15 protein-coding genes and 1 pseudogene are annotated in these 13,413 nt (G+C 60.9%); 10 read left to right on the top strand and 6 right to left on the bottom strand.

The window, feature by feature from the left end:
- Positions 1-32 precede the first annotated feature (32 nt).
- Together AC244Q_RS32180 and AC244Q_RS32185 are read left to right on the top strand one after the other, a co-directional pair.
- The gene (locus tag AC244Q_RS32180; protein WP_128406050.1) at positions 33-1,217 is read left to right on the top strand and encodes an HlyD family secretion protein; all 1,185 of its coding nucleotides are present in this window, start codon (positions 33-35) and stop codon (positions 1,215-1,217) included.
- A gap of 25 nt (positions 1,218-1,242) precedes the next feature.
- Positions 1,243-2,832 (top strand): DHA2 family efflux MFS transporter permease subunit, encoded by a 1,590-nt coding sequence (locus AC244Q_RS32185; protein WP_012759909.1) that lies wholly within the window; start codon positions 1,243-1,245, stop codon positions 2,830-2,832.
- Between the two features lie 48 nt (positions 2,833-2,880).
- Here AC244Q_RS32185 and AC244Q_RS32190 read toward each other — a convergent pair whose 3' ends face one another.
- Together AC244Q_RS32190 and AC244Q_RS32195 are read right to left on the bottom strand one after the other, a co-directional pair.
- Positions 2,881-3,750, bottom strand: a complete 870-nt coding sequence (locus tag AC244Q_RS32190) for an aldose 1-epimerase family protein (protein ID WP_128406049.1) — start codon at positions 3,748-3,750, stop codon at positions 2,881-2,883.
- A gap of 104 nt (positions 3,751-3,854) precedes the next feature.
- Entirely contained in the window at positions 3,855-4,184 is a 330-nt protein-coding gene (locus AC244Q_RS32195) for a DUF6665 family protein (protein WP_012759907.1), read from the bottom strand.
- A gap of 204 nt (positions 4,185-4,388) precedes the next feature.
- Between AC244Q_RS32195 and AC244Q_RS32200 the strand changes: the two genes are divergently transcribed.
- The 4 genes from AC244Q_RS32200 (at position 4,389) to AC244Q_RS32215 (ending at position 7,450) form a co-directional block, all read left to right on the top strand.
- Positions 4,389-6,011: an ABC-F family ATP-binding cassette domain-containing protein gene (locus AC244Q_RS32200; RefSeq protein ID WP_012759906.1), complete on the top strand. Its 1,623-nt coding sequence runs from the start codon at positions 4,389-4,391 to the stop codon at positions 6,009-6,011.
- 99 nt (positions 6,012-6,110) lie between these two features.
- Positions 6,111-6,503, top strand: a complete 393-nt coding sequence (locus tag AC244Q_RS32205) for a VOC family protein (RefSeq protein ID WP_128406048.1) — start codon at positions 6,111-6,113, stop codon at positions 6,501-6,503.
- Positions 6,504-6,595: 92 nt separating this feature from the next.
- Positions 6,596-7,186, top strand: a complete 591-nt coding sequence (locus AC244Q_RS32210; protein ID WP_012759904.1) for a hypothetical protein — start codon at positions 6,596-6,598, stop codon at positions 7,184-7,186.
- 99 nt (positions 7,187-7,285) lie between these two features.
- Complete coding sequence (locus tag AC244Q_RS32215; RefSeq protein WP_003549551.1) at positions 7,286-7,450, top strand: DUF1328 domain-containing protein; 165 nt, start codon at positions 7,286-7,288, stop codon at positions 7,448-7,450.
- A gap of 82 nt (positions 7,451-7,532) precedes the next feature.
- Here AC244Q_RS32215 and AC244Q_RS32220 read toward each other — a convergent pair whose 3' ends face one another.
- Together AC244Q_RS32220 and AC244Q_RS32225 are read right to left on the bottom strand one after the other, a co-directional pair.
- Positions 7,533-7,838, bottom strand: a complete 306-nt coding sequence (locus AC244Q_RS32220) for an EF-hand domain-containing protein (protein ID WP_245460428.1) — start codon at positions 7,836-7,838, stop codon at positions 7,533-7,535.
- A gap of 74 nt (positions 7,839-7,912) precedes the next feature.
- Positions 7,913-8,161, bottom strand: coding sequence for a YMGG-like glycine zipper-containing protein (locus AC244Q_RS32225; RefSeq protein ID WP_012759902.1), 249 nt, complete (start codon positions 8,159-8,161; stop codon positions 7,913-7,915).
- 591 nt (positions 8,162-8,752) lie between these two features.
- Between AC244Q_RS32225 and AC244Q_RS32230 the strand changes: the two genes are divergently transcribed.
- Positions 8,753-9,274 carry a DUF992 domain-containing protein gene (locus AC244Q_RS32230; RefSeq protein ID WP_017957594.1) on the top strand — a complete coding sequence of 174 codons (522 nt, stop codon included), beginning with the start codon at positions 8,753-8,755 and terminating at the stop codon, positions 9,272-9,274.
- A gap of 111 nt (positions 9,275-9,385) precedes the next feature.
- A pseudogene (locus AC244Q_RS32235) lies at positions 9,386-9,472 on the top strand (GNAT family N-acetyltransferase); the annotation flags it as partial.
- A 58-nt stretch (positions 9,473-9,530) separates the two neighbouring features.
- Here AC244Q_RS32235 and AC244Q_RS32240 read toward each other — a convergent pair.
- Both AC244Q_RS32240 and AC244Q_RS32245 read right to left on the bottom strand, forming a co-directional pair.
- On the bottom strand, positions 9,531-10,301 hold the full coding sequence (locus tag AC244Q_RS32240; protein ID WP_128406047.1) for a hypothetical protein: 771 nt from the start codon (positions 10,299-10,301) through the stop codon (positions 9,531-9,533).
- Between the two features lie 256 nt (positions 10,302-10,557).
- A complete protein-coding gene (locus AC244Q_RS32245; protein WP_128406046.1) occupies positions 10,558-11,487 on the bottom strand; it encodes a LysR substrate-binding domain-containing protein in 930 nt (309 codons plus the stop codon).
- Between the two features lie 72 nt (positions 11,488-11,559).
- Between AC244Q_RS32245 and AC244Q_RS32250 the strand changes: the two genes are divergently transcribed.
- Together AC244Q_RS32250 and AC244Q_RS32255 are read left to right on the top strand one after the other, a co-directional pair.
- Positions 11,560-12,477, top strand: coding sequence for a DMT family transporter (locus AC244Q_RS32250; protein ID WP_128406045.1), 918 nt, complete (start codon positions 11,560-11,562; stop codon positions 12,475-12,477).
- Positions 12,478-12,575: 98 nt separating this feature from the next.
- Complete coding sequence (locus AC244Q_RS32255; protein ID WP_003549541.1) at positions 12,576-13,349, top strand: DeoR/GlpR family DNA-binding transcription regulator; 774 nt, start codon at positions 12,576-12,578, stop codon at positions 13,347-13,349.
- The last annotated feature ends 64 nt before the right edge of the window (positions 13,350-13,413 follow it).

A 13,413-nucleotide genomic window follows, 5' to 3' on the forward strand; every position in this document is an offset into this window, starting at 1 on the left:
TCGTGACAGCGACCGTCATCAGGAGAGAGACAATGACCATCAAGACGCTGCACGCCTTGAACAACAATACTGCCGTCGAAAACACTGCCGAAGCCGCACCGGCAAGCCTGGACGCCGGCCAGCCGCCGCGCGTCGCGGAAGCTGCCGCCACCGTTGCCGAGGAAAAGCCCGCCGGCAGGCGCGGCGGCCGCTCCCTGCTTCTCGGCGCCACCGCGCTCGTGCTGATCGCCGCCGGCGCCTATTACGGCCATGATTACTGGACGGTCGGTCGCTTCCATATATCGACCGACGATGCCTATGTGAAGGCCGACAACAGCACCATTGCCCCCAAGGTATCAGGCTATCTCGCCGAGGTCCTCGTCATGGATAACGAGACCGTCAAGGCCGGTCAGCCGCTCGCCCGTATCGACGATCGCGACTTCAAGGCAGCCCTCGATCAGGCCAGCGCCGATGTCGCTGCCGCCGAAGCCACCGTCAACGCCAAGCAGGCTTCTCTCGATATCCAGCAGTCGACGATTGCCGCCGCCCGCGCGACCGTCGATGTCGACCGCGCCAATGAGACCTTTGCCGAGCAGAACAACAAGCGTTATTCGAACCTCGCCACCAGCGGTTATGCCCCGGTCCAGACGGCGCAGCAGGCCGCCTCGCAGATCGCTGCCGCCCAGGCCTCGATCGTCCGCGACACCGCCTCGCTCGATGCCGCCGTCAAGCAGGTCGATCTGCTGAACGCCGAGCTGGCCCAGGCAAAGGCCGCCCTTGCCCGCAGCCAGGCTGTCCAGCACCAGGCCGAGCTCAGCCTTTCCTATGCAACGATCACAGCCCCCGTCGACGGCACCGTCGGCAACCGGACGCTGCGCGTCGGCCAATATGTCCAGGCCGGCACCCAGCTGATGTCGGTCGTGCCGACGACAGCTGCCTATGTCATCGCCAACTACAAGGAAACCCAGCTCACCGACGTCAAGGCCGGCCAGCCTGTCGATATCGAGGTCGACATGTTCCCCGGCCGCACCTATCACGGCCATGTCGACAGCCTCGCTCCGGCAAGCGGCCAGGAATTCGCGCTGCTGCCGCCTGACAACGCCACCGGCAACTTCACCAAGGTCGTCCAGCGCATTCCCGTGAAGATCGTGCTCGACGGTGACGCCGCCGCGAACGGCGACCTGCGCCCCGGCATGTCCGTCCAGCCTGATATCAATACCAAGAACGACCGCAGCTAGGGCCGGGGGACAAGGAGTTCGTGTCATGTCCACCATCGCAGCAACATCAATCGCCGTTCCGCAGCCGAAAACCGGCGCCAGTACCAGGGAATGGATCGCCGTTCTCGCCGGCATGATCGGCGCCTTCATGGCGATCCTCAACATCCAGATCACCAATGCCTCGCTTCTCGACATCGAGGGCGGCATCGGAACAGGCGTCGACAACGGCGCCTGGATCTCCACCTCCTATCTGATTGGCGAGATCGTCGTTATCCCGCTGACGGCCTATTTCAGCAATGTCTTCTCTTTCCGCCGCTACATCCTCGTCAACTCAGTCCTCTTCCCGCTGTTTTCGATTGGCTGTGCCTTCGCCCATGATCTCGGCACGATGATCGTGCTGCGCGGCCTGCAGGGTTTTGCCGGCGGCGTGCTGATCCCCATGGCCTTCACCATGGTGCTGACCAAGCTGCCGAAGCACCAGCAGCCGCTCGGCCTTGCGGCCTTCGCGCTCTCGGTCACCTTCGCGCCGGCGATCGGCCCGACCATCGGCGGTTATCTCACCGAAAACTATGGCTGGCAGACGATCTTCTTCATCAACGCCATCCCCAGCGCCATCATGGCGGTCGCCCTTGCCCTGACGCTCGACAAGCAGCCGATGCAGCTCGGCCTGCTCAGGGAAGGTGACTGGGCGGGGATCATCAGCATGGCGATCGGCCTCTCGGCGCTGCAGACGGTGCTCGAAGAAGGCAACAAGGAGGACTGGTTCTCCTCGCCCTTCATCGTCAAGCTGAGCATCCTCGCCTTCGTCTTCCTCGTCGCCTTCATCTGGATCGAGCTGACGGTGGAGAAGCCGCTGGTCAAGCTGCGCCTGCTTAAGCAGCGCAATTTCGGCATCGGCGTTGCCGTCAACGTGCTGGTCGGCGTCGCCCTTTTCGGCACCGTCTATATCCTGCCGCAATATCTCGGCCAGGTGCAGCGCTATAATGCCGAGCAGATCGGCAATGTGCTGGCATGGACCGGCCTGCCGCAGCTGCTTTTGATCCCGCTCGTGCCGATGATGATGAAGCGCTTCGATGCGCGTTACATCGGCTTCCTCGGCATCTCGATCTTCGCGATCAGCTGCTTCATGAACATCACCTTGTCAGCCGATACCGCAGGCGACCAGTTCTGGATCCCGAACATCGTCCGCGCCATCGGCCAGGCGCTGGTGCTGACGCCGATCACCGCGATCACCACTGCCGGCATCGCGCCTTCGGATGCGGCCGCCGCCTCGGGCCTCACCAACATGCTGCGCAATCTCGGCGGCGCCGTCGGCACGGCAACGCTCGGCACGGTGCTGACCAAACGCGAGCAGTTTCACTCGAACATCATCGGCCAGTCGGTGACGCTCGGCCGTGACGAAGTGCGCAACCGCCTCGACCAGTTGACAGGCTACTTCCTGCAGCATGGTGTTTCCGACCATGCCGTAGCAACCCAGAAGGCTATCGTGGCGCTTGGGCAGGTCGTCAAACGCCAGGCCCTGATCCTGGGTTTTGCCGATACCTTCGCCGTCATCGGCGTGGTTCTTGCCATTGCAGCCGTCGCCCTTCTGCTCACCCAAAAACCGCGGGCCGGTGGTGGCGCCGGCGCTCATTGAAGACCCCTGGCGCTCGCCCGGCTTCCCGGCGAGCGCTTCTGTCTGTCCCTATTCCGAAATTTTGACGGTGAAGGCGAAGCTCGCCACGGCGCCCGGCGCCAGGATCGTGGTCGACGGCCTCTTCGAAAGCTCGCTCGAGCCCCCCGCTTCCGCAGCCGTTCCGTGCCAGGGCTCGATGCAGAGGAAGGGCGCGCCCGGTTTGGTCCATAACGCAAGGTTGGGCAGGTTTTCGAAATGGAACTGCATGGTCGGCCCGTCTTCGGCGCCATAAGTCAGCCCTTCGCCCGCACCATCAGGGAAAATCATCGCATCCTGCTCGAACATCGAATGATCGAGCACCAGCCGGCCGGCTTTGAATGGGGAGGGCAGGGCCGCAGGGTTGATGAGGCCGCCTTCCAGCCGCACAAGCGCCGGCTCGCCTTCATTGTCGAGCGTGACGACGTGGTCGCGGCCGGAAGTACCGGGCAATGGCCAGGCGAAGGCCGAATGGAAGCCGAGACCGAAGGGCATTGCTTTCCGGTCGCGATTGGTAACCTCCGCCGTGACAGTCAACGCGTGACCCTCCACCGCATGCACGACGGCCAGCTGAAAATCGAAAGGATACATCGCCCGGGTCGCATCCGAGGCGACCAGTTCGAACCGGCACATCGTCTCGGTGGAGGCCGCAAGGGTGAATTCGCTGCGACGGGCAAAACCATGCTGGGCCATCGGATAAACCGTGCCGTCGATCGTTACCTTGTCATCCGGGGCCTTGCCGACGATCGGAAACAGGATCGGTGACCGCCCGGTCCAGAAGGCTGCGTCGCCGGTCCATAACCAAGAGCGCCCGTCGCTTGACGTGAGCGACTGCATCTCGGCGCCGAGGGAGGAGACATCGACGGTGAGATCCTGATTCCCGATCCGGATTGAGATTGGCATCGCGTTTCCTTTCGCATTGGTTCCGCATCAAGCCATACCGTTCCGCCCCGGCGATTTCCACCCAATAGCGAGGCTGGACGGCTGCCACACCAGCCGTCGCCGCGCTATTTTCGCACTGCGCCCAATCTCGCGATTACTTCGTTGGGGATGCCGTAACGCTGGATGGCGTCGCGGTTGTTGCGCAAGCCGCAGATCTCACGCTGGATGAAGAATGCCCAGACGGCGTCTGATGCTTCATTGAGAAGCCTCTCGCGTTCCTCAGCGCTCTGGCGATCGGGAGCCCAGGCCTTCAGGGCGGCAAGCGTCGCCTCCACCTTCAGTCCGTGACGTCCAAGCGAATCCGCGCGTTCCGACATCAGCTCGTATTCGAGGACGTTGAAACCGTTTTTATTCTGCTCGGATGGTCTGAAGGACTGCGGCGGACGAACGCTCATTGGCGCGAGTTCCCGTTGGTGTGAGCCGCGATATTATCCAATCCTGTTGCAAATTAAAGAAGGTGAGCATGATGTGGTTCGAAAACCGCTCAGGCTTTTCGGCATCATATTCTTGATCGAGAGGGTGGGAAACAGGGCTATCCTGCGCTTTCCCCGCATGGCATAAGCGCGCCAAAATCTCCTTCTCCAGGCGCCGCGTAAATCATGATCCGTATCGAAAATATCAGCAAGCAGCTCAGCCACCGTATCCTCTTCATCGAGGCATCCGCGGCTCTTAACAGAGGCGAGAAGATCGGCCTTGTTGGTCCGAACGGCGCCGGCAAGACAACGGTCTTCCGGATGATCAACGGCGAGGAGCAGCCCGACGAGGGGCAGGTCTCCGTCGAGAGGGGCGTCACCATCGGCTATTTCAACCAGGATGTCGGCGAGATGGCCGGCCACAGCGCCGTCGCCGAGGTGATGAACGGCGCCGGTCCGGTCAGCATCGTTGCCGGCGAATTGCGCGATCTGGAGGCGGCCATGGCCGATCCCGAACAAGCCGACAACATGGAAGAGATCATCGAGCGTTACGGCGAGGTGCAGGCGCGTTACGAGGAACTGGACGGTTATGCGCTCGAAGGCCGCGCCCGCGAAGTGCTCGCGGGGCTGAGCTTCAGCCAGGAGATGATGGACGGCGATGTCGGTGCGCTGTCGGGCGGCTGGAAGATGCGCGTGGCGCTTGCCCGCATTCTCCTCATGCGTCCCGATGTCATGCTGCTCGACGAACCGAGCAACCATCTGGATCTCGAAAGCCTGATCTGGTTGGAGGAATTCCTGAAAGGTTATGAGGGCGCGCTGCTGATGACCTCGCACGACCGCGAGTTCATGAACCGCATCGTCACCAAGATCATCGAGATCGATGCGGGCACGCTGACGGCCTATTCCGGCGACTATGAATTCTACGAGCAGCAGCGGGCGCAGAACGAGAAGCAGCAGCAGGCCCAGTTCGAACGCCAGCAGGCGATGCTCGCCAAGGAAATCAAGTTCATCGAGCGGTTCAAGGCGCGCGCCTCGCATGCCTCGCAGGTGCAGAGCCGGGTGAAGAAGCTGGAGAAGATCGACCGGGTGGAGCCGCCCAAGCGCCGCCAAATCGTTTCCTTCGAGTTCCAGCCGGCGCCGCGCTCCGGCGAAGACGTGGTCAACCTGAAGAACGTTCACAAGAAATACGGCAGCCGAAGCATCTATGAGGGGTTCGACTTCGTCGTGCGGCGCCGGGAGCGCTGGTGCATCATGGGCATCAACGGCGCCGGCAAGTCGACGCTGCTGAAGCTGGTAACGGGCTCGACCGCGCCTGATCAGGGCAGCGTTGCGCTGGGCGCCAGCGTCAAGATGGGTTATTTCGCCCAGCACGCCATGGATATTCTCGACGGCGAGCGGACCGTCTTCCAGATGCTGGAAGACCAGTTTCCCCAGGCCGGGCAGGGGCCTTTGCGCGCGCTGGCCGGATGCTTCGGTTTCTCCGGCGACGATGTCGAGAAGCGGTGCCGGGTCCTGTCAGGCGGCGAGAAGGCGCGGCTGGTCATGGCGATCATGCTGTTCGACCCGCCGAACCTGCTCGTGCTCGACGAACCGACGAACCATCTCGACCTCGACACCAAGGAGATGCTGATCAAGGCGCTGTCGCAATATGAGGGCACGATGCTGTTCGTTTCGCACGATCGGCATTTCCTGGCAGCACTCTCCAACCGGGTGCTGGAACTGACGCCCGAGGGTGTCCACCAATATGGCGGCGGCTACACCGAATATGTAGCGCGCACCGGCCACGAGGCGCCCGGCCTGCGAAGCTGACGGTTTTTTGCGCAGCATGTCGAAACCGTCAGCGTCGAATCGACAAGCGGAGAGCAGGCCAGCGATATCGGTTGGCCGCTCGAAGCAACGGAGGAGAAAATGCGCATGCTGTTGGATCGGATCGAGGTCGTCACCCTGTTCGTCGATGATATCGACGAGGCCAAAGCGTTCTACCAAAAGGTCTTTGCGCTCGACGTCGTTTATGAAGACGCGGTATCCTCTGTCCTGAAATTCTCGGGAACGATGATCAACTTGCTCGATGCAGCGCAGGCGCCTCAGCTGGTCGAGCCATCCGCCGTGTCAGCCCCCGGTTCGGGCGCACGCATCCTGCTGACGATCAAGGTCGATGACGTCGATTCGGTTTGCGCGGAGCTGCAGAAACTCGGGGTTGCGCTGCTCAATGGTCCGATCGATCGTCCATGGGGCCGCCGCACCGCGGCCTTTGCGGATCCGTCAGGCCATGTCTGGGAGGTCGCGCACGAATTGCGCTAACCCCTCTCGTGCGATTTAAGTTTTGCCGTCATCGGCCTTACGGACGGGCCGCTTCTTCCAAGCGAAGAGCGGATTCGACGGCTATTGCCACGATGATGACCAAATTCCGTGGTGTTCGGAGGCCTCTTCATGCAATCGGGGACGGGCGCATCGGCATGGACTGGATCAATCGTTATATCGATCAGCCGCTACTGCACGGCGCGGCGGGTTTGTTGCGGAGTTGGCATCTCCGCACGCGGCAACCGCCGGAGCTGCTGGAGCCGACATGGAATCTCGTCGTGCTCTCCTTTCTGCTGATCGCGAGCGGGCAGGTTATGGCCGGCAAACCTTTTGCGCTCAGTGTCGCTGCGCTGATCATGCTGGCGCTGCCGTCTGCGCGAAAGCTGCTTTCGGCTGTGAAGGCAGGGCAAGGCGGGTACGGCGCCCGGGAGTACAAGTCGCTGAGAGCGCGCGCCATCGCCAAACGTGAGGCGGAGTGGTCGGTGCGGATCATCGTCCTCTTTGCATCGGCCTGCCTTCCGTTCATCGCCCGCATCGACGATCCGGTGGGAGCCTGTTTCATGTTGGGAGCCAGCATCTGGTTCGTGCTGACCGGGCCGCTCAAGGCCTATCTCGATGCAGCCGAACCTCCCGAGCCGAATGAAGGCGACCGGACGTACAGCGGCGCCTTTCATTTCGGCTGAAGGGAGCCGATGCGACGCCGCATGTCCCGGCCATCAGACGGACGGGAACCAAATGCGGCCGTCTCCGTTATCTCCGCAGCAACGTACAAGGAGATTGCGATGCTTTACTACGCTCTGGTGTTTCTCGTGGTGGCCTTGATTGCCGGCGTCCTCGGATTTGGCGGCATCGCAGGGGCGTCAGCTTCCATTGCCCAGGTTCTGTTCTTCATTTTCCTGGTGCTGTTCGTCGTATCGCTCGTCATGCGACTGATGCGAAAAGTATAACTCGGACAGATTAAAGTATAAAAACCCGGCGAAGCACATCGCCGGGTTTTTCTTTATTGCCACATTCGGTTTCATGTCTCCGTCACTGAAGGCTTCCGTCCCGGTCGTGGTCGGCTGTCGCGAAATCCGCCATCACCCGCTGCATGAATTCGCTTCGGCTGATCCGGCCGTTATGGTTCGCGTCGGTCAAAGTGAATTGCTCGACCGTCAGGATCTGCACCGTCTCGTCGGACTGCAGGCTGCCGTCCTTGTTCTTGTCGAGACTTCCGAAAGCCGAGCCCATGAAGGTCTCGTATTCCGATCGGTCGACGGTCTTGCTGGTATTTGCGTCAAGCCGATCCATCTGGCCCTGATACATTGATCCGGGCTGTTGCTGTTGTTGCGCCACTGCCCCAACTCATTGGCACAGTATGAATGTGGTCACCAAAGCCAAAGTTTTCATCGCTTGATATCCCTCCCCAATTATCGGCAAGCCAGGCGGTTACCCACGAAGCCGCCGCCGCCTATGCCGGCGCCGACAGCAAGCACCTGCCCGGTTCCGGCGCCGATCGTGCTGCCGATCAAGCCACCGACAATCGCGCCGCCGACGGTTCCGGCGATGCAGCCGAATTCGGAATTACGATCCGAGACGGCCTGCGACGTCGGGCCGGACTGGCAGGCGGAGACGGCAAGGCATCCCGCCAGTATGATGTTTGTCCTGCGTATGCGCATCTTTCCCTCCCGATAAAATTACCCGTTATCTCCAATAGAGATCGGCGGGCGTACGATTGTCCGGCCCCCGCGAAAATATCGCCTGATTATATTTCTTAAATTCAGACTTAGTTTCTGTTCGAGCAGAAGCAGAAATCCGGAAAACAAGCGGAAATGCTGCGGCAATGCCAAGCAATCATGCTGTTTTCTCTCCAGTTGCACTGCTGCATGGAGAGTATCTTCGATACAGTACAGCTATCTATACGGCATGGCAACCTGCGCGATCATCGATGCTTATCCAAATAGGGGCGCCTGCGATGTGCATGATACCGCTCGTCGAGAGTTGACGGCGACCAGGATCGTGCCTTTCCGGCAACCATCCCTGACAACATCGTGAAATAACCGGATGACGCGAAAAGATGCCTTCGAAATGTCCCAATGGGAGCTGAACCGTAAGCGTGTTTATCGCTTGCGCCCTCCCAGGCGCTTTGACATGCGATGCGTAAATGATGCCGGTTCGGGATCGTTTTGCGGTTCCGTCCGTTATCTGTTGCCGAATCTGGTGGCGAGTAGCCGGGTATGCTCCCGTCACGATTTGAGAAGGAGAGACTTATGAACAAAATTCTTGCGACGGCTTTTGCCGCGGTATCGTTGACGTTTGTCGGCGCTGGGGCGGTCAATGCCGCCGATCTCGGCACCAGGACATATGAGGAGCCGGACCTCCGCAATGGCGTGAAGATCGGTTACCTCACCTGCGATATCGGTGGCGGCACGGGTTACGTGCTCGGTTCCTCCAAAGAGGCCGACTGCATCTTCCAGTCGACCGTCGGCAACGAACTTTCGGATCGTTATACGGGTGAAATGAGAAAGCTGGGCATCGACCTTGGCTTCACCACGCGCAGCCGCCTGATCTGGGCCGTGTTCGCGCCGACGGCCGGCTATCACCGCGGATCGCTCGCCGGCCTCTACGTCGGCGCCACCGCCGAAGCGACGCTCGGCGCCGGTGTCGGCGCCAATCTCCTGGTTGGCGGCACCTCCGGCTCGATCCATCTGCAGACGGTCAGCCTGACCGGTCAGCTCGGCCTCAACGTTGCGGCCGGCAGCGCTTCGATGACGCTCACACCAGCGAATTGATATGGCCTTTTGACGTCCCCTGCCGCGACGCGGCAGGGGACGTCATCTCGTCTGGGGCGCGGTTTCGCACCCTCGCATGCCCAAGCCGGATCACGACATGTGGATATTCGAATGGCAACGCCCGGCGAGGACGAGATCCTGGTCGGGCACTATCTGAAGATCTGGGACAGCTACGGCACGCCGCCGGAGCACTATAGAGGGCGAGCGTTGGTTTCCCATCAAACTACGCTATTGGATAACAAATAGAGAAAGACGCTTAGGAACCGTCGTCAGGTAGCCAAATCCTCAGTTTGCCGACTGACCTGAAGCCCAGCTTTGTCATTTCGTTTAGCGTTGCGCCACTGTCATAGCCGACTAGCGGCACTTCGGGTGAAAAGGCGATAGTGGCCAACGACATGGCGTCCCCGAAGGCCTGCAGCGCACCAGTCAAGTTAAAGATATTGGAGATCCCTACAGCCTCGGTTGATCGATTTACGATGCAGCCCGCATCAAAAGCGTCGCCGGCCCATCGGCCATAGATATGTATGTTGGGATCGGAAAGCAGGGCCGGTGTGAAGACGTTGGCATCGGTCTGGCTACCAGACTCTTTCCAGGAATGTTCCCAGCGCTCCAGTGCCGCTGCATCGCGAATGCGTGCCCAATCCTGAGGCGCACGCACTGAAATTCTGCGAGGTTCAGCCCAAATCCATGATGCGGAAAACAACAACTGGAACCCTTTGTTGACGAGATCGAGCCTGGAAAACCCGTCTTTGAAACCAGGTCGCCGTCCTAGCCGATCTGTCAGCCGACCGATTTCAATCAGCTGTTCCTCTGTTGCATCCGGGTCGAGTGTCGTCATGTTGGAATAGTAGGGGGGTGCGATCGCATCGCTTGACCAAAATGCACTGGTTCGCTGATCAGGCAGTCCATGGGCACGGAACATCGCCTGATACAGGTCTGCATTGTTAGCGGCACAAATGCGCGCTTTTTCTGCATCGGATCGTACCGTGTGTTTCAGGATATTGCTTTGCGAGGAGTTGCGTATCATAAGAAAATCCAGTTGCTCGGAGCGTCTGACACCTAGCCGGTGCATCCGCGATAGAAAGTTGAGCGGCTAGGCCAAGTTGCATCGCAGTTTCCGACGGCGAAGTTCCAGCACTAAAAAGCTTCACAGCGGCGTCGACTTTCTTGGTATCGAGTGGCTGGTGCCGCGGTTCTTTCCCTTTGGCCTGTGCATCGGCAATGCCGTCGTTTGTCTGCTCTGAGATCAACTGGCTCGATCTAGCGCGGGCCGTCCGATCCGCCTACGCTTTCGCTCGGCCGGGTGCGATAAAAGTAGCGATCGTCGTCTCGTCATGGCCGGCCTCGCGCAGGAAGCGGCTGGCGAATTCGATGGCAGGGCTTCTAAGCGCCTCGTCCGGTCTAATCAGGTGAAAGGCCACATGGTAATCGAGCGTCCGCTCGGATACGGCGACGACGCGCCCGGTGGCCAGCGCGGCATCCGACAGCGGCGGCCGCGCGAGCGCGATTCCGAGGCCCTGGGCGCAGGCATCGATCACCAGATTATAGTCCTCGAAGCGGCGATCGTGGCCGCGCGGTATATAGTCGACGCCCTCACGGGAGAGCCAGCGTCGCCAGCCTTCAATATTCGAATCGTGCAGGATCGGCAGATCGAGCAGCGCCGAGGCATCGGAGCGCTGCCCGAGCCGCTCCGCCAGCGCCGGGGCGGCGATCGGAAACGATTTCTCCTGCCAGAGCGGCAGGGCGCGCACGCCGGCCCACGGTCCCTTGCCGCAGCGAATGGCAAGATCCGTGCCTTCGCCGAAATCCGCCAGCCGGTGTTCGAGCGTCAGCTCGACATGCAGCTCGTTTCCTTCGAGCTTCGGCAGGCGTTGAAACAGCCATAGAGAGGCGACAGAGGGCGTCACCGAAAGGCGCACCACCGCCTTGTTGCGGCGAGGCAGCCAGCGTTCGCCGCTATTGCCGAGCAGCGTAAGTGCTTCTTCCGCCCGCGCGAAAAACCGCATGCCTTCCGGCGTCAGGCGCACGCCTCGGGCTTCGCGCGCAAACAGGCGCACGCCCATCCAGCGCTCCAGTCGCGAGACCTGCCGTGACACCGCGCCGTGGGTGATGCCGCTTTCCTCGGCTGCAGCCGAAAACGATCCGAGCCGGGCGGCGCGGGCAAAGGTCTCGAGCGTATCGAGCGGTGGAAGCACTGGCGAGCTGTGAACCATGCGCACATTTGATCATCGATTGCGATGCTTTTCAAGCACGCATCGAAGGCCTAATCACTGTCGCATGAACATATGGAGGCGAAAATGAGCATGGCGGCATGCGTACCGGTTTCGACGAAACAGCAAGGCGGGTTCGATCTGGTGGCCTTTGCGGCGATCGTCGTCACCATCCTCTCCTGGGCTTCCTCCTTCGTGGTGATCCGCATCTGTCTCGGACCACTGACGCCGATCGAACTGGCGACGGCGCGCTATGTGGCAGCTGGCGCCATCGCCCTCGTCTATCTCGTCATCTATCGGCCGATGCCGGAAAAACGCGATTTTTTCCGCCTCTCCGTTGCCGCCGTGCTCTTCATCGCCGCCTATGCGGTTCTGCTGAACACCGGCGAGCAGACCGTTGCGGCAGGACCGGCGAGCTTCATCATCAACACCATGCCCGTCTTCACCGCCCTCATTGCCACATTCGCGCTCGGCGAGCGCTTCGGCCGCTGGGGCTGGGTGGGCACCGCGGTTTCTTTCGGCGGCGTGGCGCTGATTGCGGTCGCCTCCGACAGCGGCTTCAAGCTCGATCCAAATGCCGTCCTCATCCTTGGCGCAGCGCTCTGCTCGGCGATCGCCAGCGTGCTGCAGAAGCCGCTGCTCGGGCGGTTGCCGGCGCTTGCCGTCACTGCCTGGATCCTGCTCATCGGTTCCGTACCACTGTTTCCAGCCGTCCCGGCGACGATTCAGGCGCTGGCTGCCGCACCGGCGGAGGTGAACTGGGGCGTTGCCTATCTCGTTATCTTCCCGACCGCGATCGGCTATCTCACCTGGGCAATCGCCCTGAAGCGGCTGACGGCCGCCCGCGCCTCGAATTTCCTCTACGGCGTTCCCCCGGTCGCCACGCTGATCGGGTTCGTCTGGCTGGGCGAAACGCCGACGGCGTTGGGCGCGGTCGGTGGCGTCATGGCAATCCTCGGCGTGCTCGTCGTTAACGTGATGCGGAAGCGGTAGCGTCGAATTCAGGCCGCGAAAGGCGGCCTGGTAACAGATAAGCATTGCGCCGCCGTTCGCTTTCTTTAAAACGAAAGCAGATCGAAAGGCGCGTGCTCATGTTCTTGACCGACCGGCAAACTGAAATCGTGGCGATTGCGAAATCGAGCGGCAGGGTGCTGGTCGAGGAGCTCGCCTCCCGCTTTTCGGTGACGCCGCAGACGATCCGCAAGGACCTCAACGATCTCTGCGATGCGCAGGTGCTGACGCGCATCCATGGCGGCGCGACATTCCCGAGCGGGACGGAGAACGTCAAATACGAAGCGCGCCGCCAGATCGCGGCTTCCGAGAAACAGGCGATCGGCATTGCCGCGGTCGAGCTGATCCCGAGCGGGGCCTCGCTCTTCATCAATATCGGAACGACGACGGAGGCGGTAGGCGAGGCCCTTGCCGACCATCATGAACTGATGGTGATCACCAATAATATAAACGTAGCCAATAGGTTACGTCTTTTTCCAGCAATCGAGGTCGTCATTGCCGGCGGCGTCGTGCGCGGTTCGGACGGCGGAATCGTCGGCGAGGCGGCCGTCGATTTCATCCGCCAGTTCAAGGTCGATTACGCCGTGATCGGCGCGTCGGCGATCGATATCGACGGCGCGCTTCTCGACTATGATTTTCGCGAAGTGAAGGTCGCCCAGGCCATCATCGCCAATGCCAGACATGTCATTCTCGTTGCCGATTCGACGAAGTTCGAACGCACCGCACCGGTCAGGATCGGCCAGCTTTCCCAGGTTCATACCTTCATCACCGATCACTGTCCGGTGCCGTCGATCCGTAATCTCTGCCTGGAAAATAATGTGAAACTGATCGAAACGAACGGCAGATTTCGCTAGACAACGACCCTCGCAAACATTCGTTTGACATTCGTATTCCTTTCGTTTTAACTGTTGTTACTTT

This window comes from Rhizobium sp. CB2179, assembly GCF_057653455.1.

Excerpts from the sequence above, each read along its gene's own strand:
- AC244Q_RS32185 (WP_012759909.1), top strand. The coding sequence starts at position 1,243 with ATGTCCACCATCGCAGCAACATCAATCGCCGTTCCGCAGCCGAAAACC.
- AC244Q_RS32250 (WP_128406045.1), top strand. The coding sequence starts at position 11,560 with ATGGAGGCGAAAATGAGCATGGCGGCATGCGTACCGGTTTCGACGAAA.
- AC244Q_RS32190 (WP_128406049.1), bottom strand. The coding sequence starts at position 3,750 with ATGCCAATCTCAATCCGGATCGGGAATCAGGATCTCACCGTCGATGTC.
- AC244Q_RS32210 (WP_012759904.1), top strand. The coding sequence starts at position 6,596 with ATGATGACCAAATTCCGTGGTGTTCGGAGGCCTCTTCATGCAATCGGG.
- AC244Q_RS32205 (WP_128406048.1), top strand. The coding sequence starts at position 6,111 with ATGCGCATGCTGTTGGATCGGATCGAGGTCGTCACCCTGTTCGTCGAT.
- AC244Q_RS32255 (WP_003549541.1), top strand. The coding sequence starts at position 12,576 with ATGTTCTTGACCGACCGGCAAACTGAAATCGTGGCGATTGCGAAATCG.
- AC244Q_RS32245 (WP_128406046.1), bottom strand. The coding sequence starts at position 11,487 with ATGGTTCACAGCTCGCCAGTGCTTCCACCGCTCGATACGCTCGAGACC.
- AC244Q_RS32230 (WP_017957594.1), top strand. The coding sequence starts at position 8,753 with ATGAACAAAATTCTTGCGACGGCTTTTGCCGCGGTATCGTTGACGTTT.
- AC244Q_RS32195 (WP_012759907.1), bottom strand. The coding sequence starts at position 4,184 with ATGAGCGTTCGTCCGCCGCAGTCCTTCAGACCATCCGAGCAGAATAAA.
- AC244Q_RS32240 (WP_128406047.1), bottom strand. The coding sequence starts at position 10,301 with ATGATACGCAACTCCTCGCAAAGCAATATCCTGAAACACACGGTACGA.
- AC244Q_RS32225 (WP_012759902.1), bottom strand. The coding sequence starts at position 8,161 with ATGCGCATACGCAGGACAAACATCATACTGGCGGGATGCCTTGCCGTC.
- AC244Q_RS32200 (WP_012759906.1), top strand. The coding sequence starts at position 4,389 with ATGATCCGTATCGAAAATATCAGCAAGCAGCTCAGCCACCGTATCCTC.
- AC244Q_RS32180 (WP_128406050.1), top strand. The coding sequence starts at position 33 with ATGACCATCAAGACGCTGCACGCCTTGAACAACAATACTGCCGTCGAA.
- AC244Q_RS32215 (WP_003549551.1), top strand. The coding sequence starts at position 7,286 with ATGCTTTACTACGCTCTGGTGTTTCTCGTGGTGGCCTTGATTGCCGGC.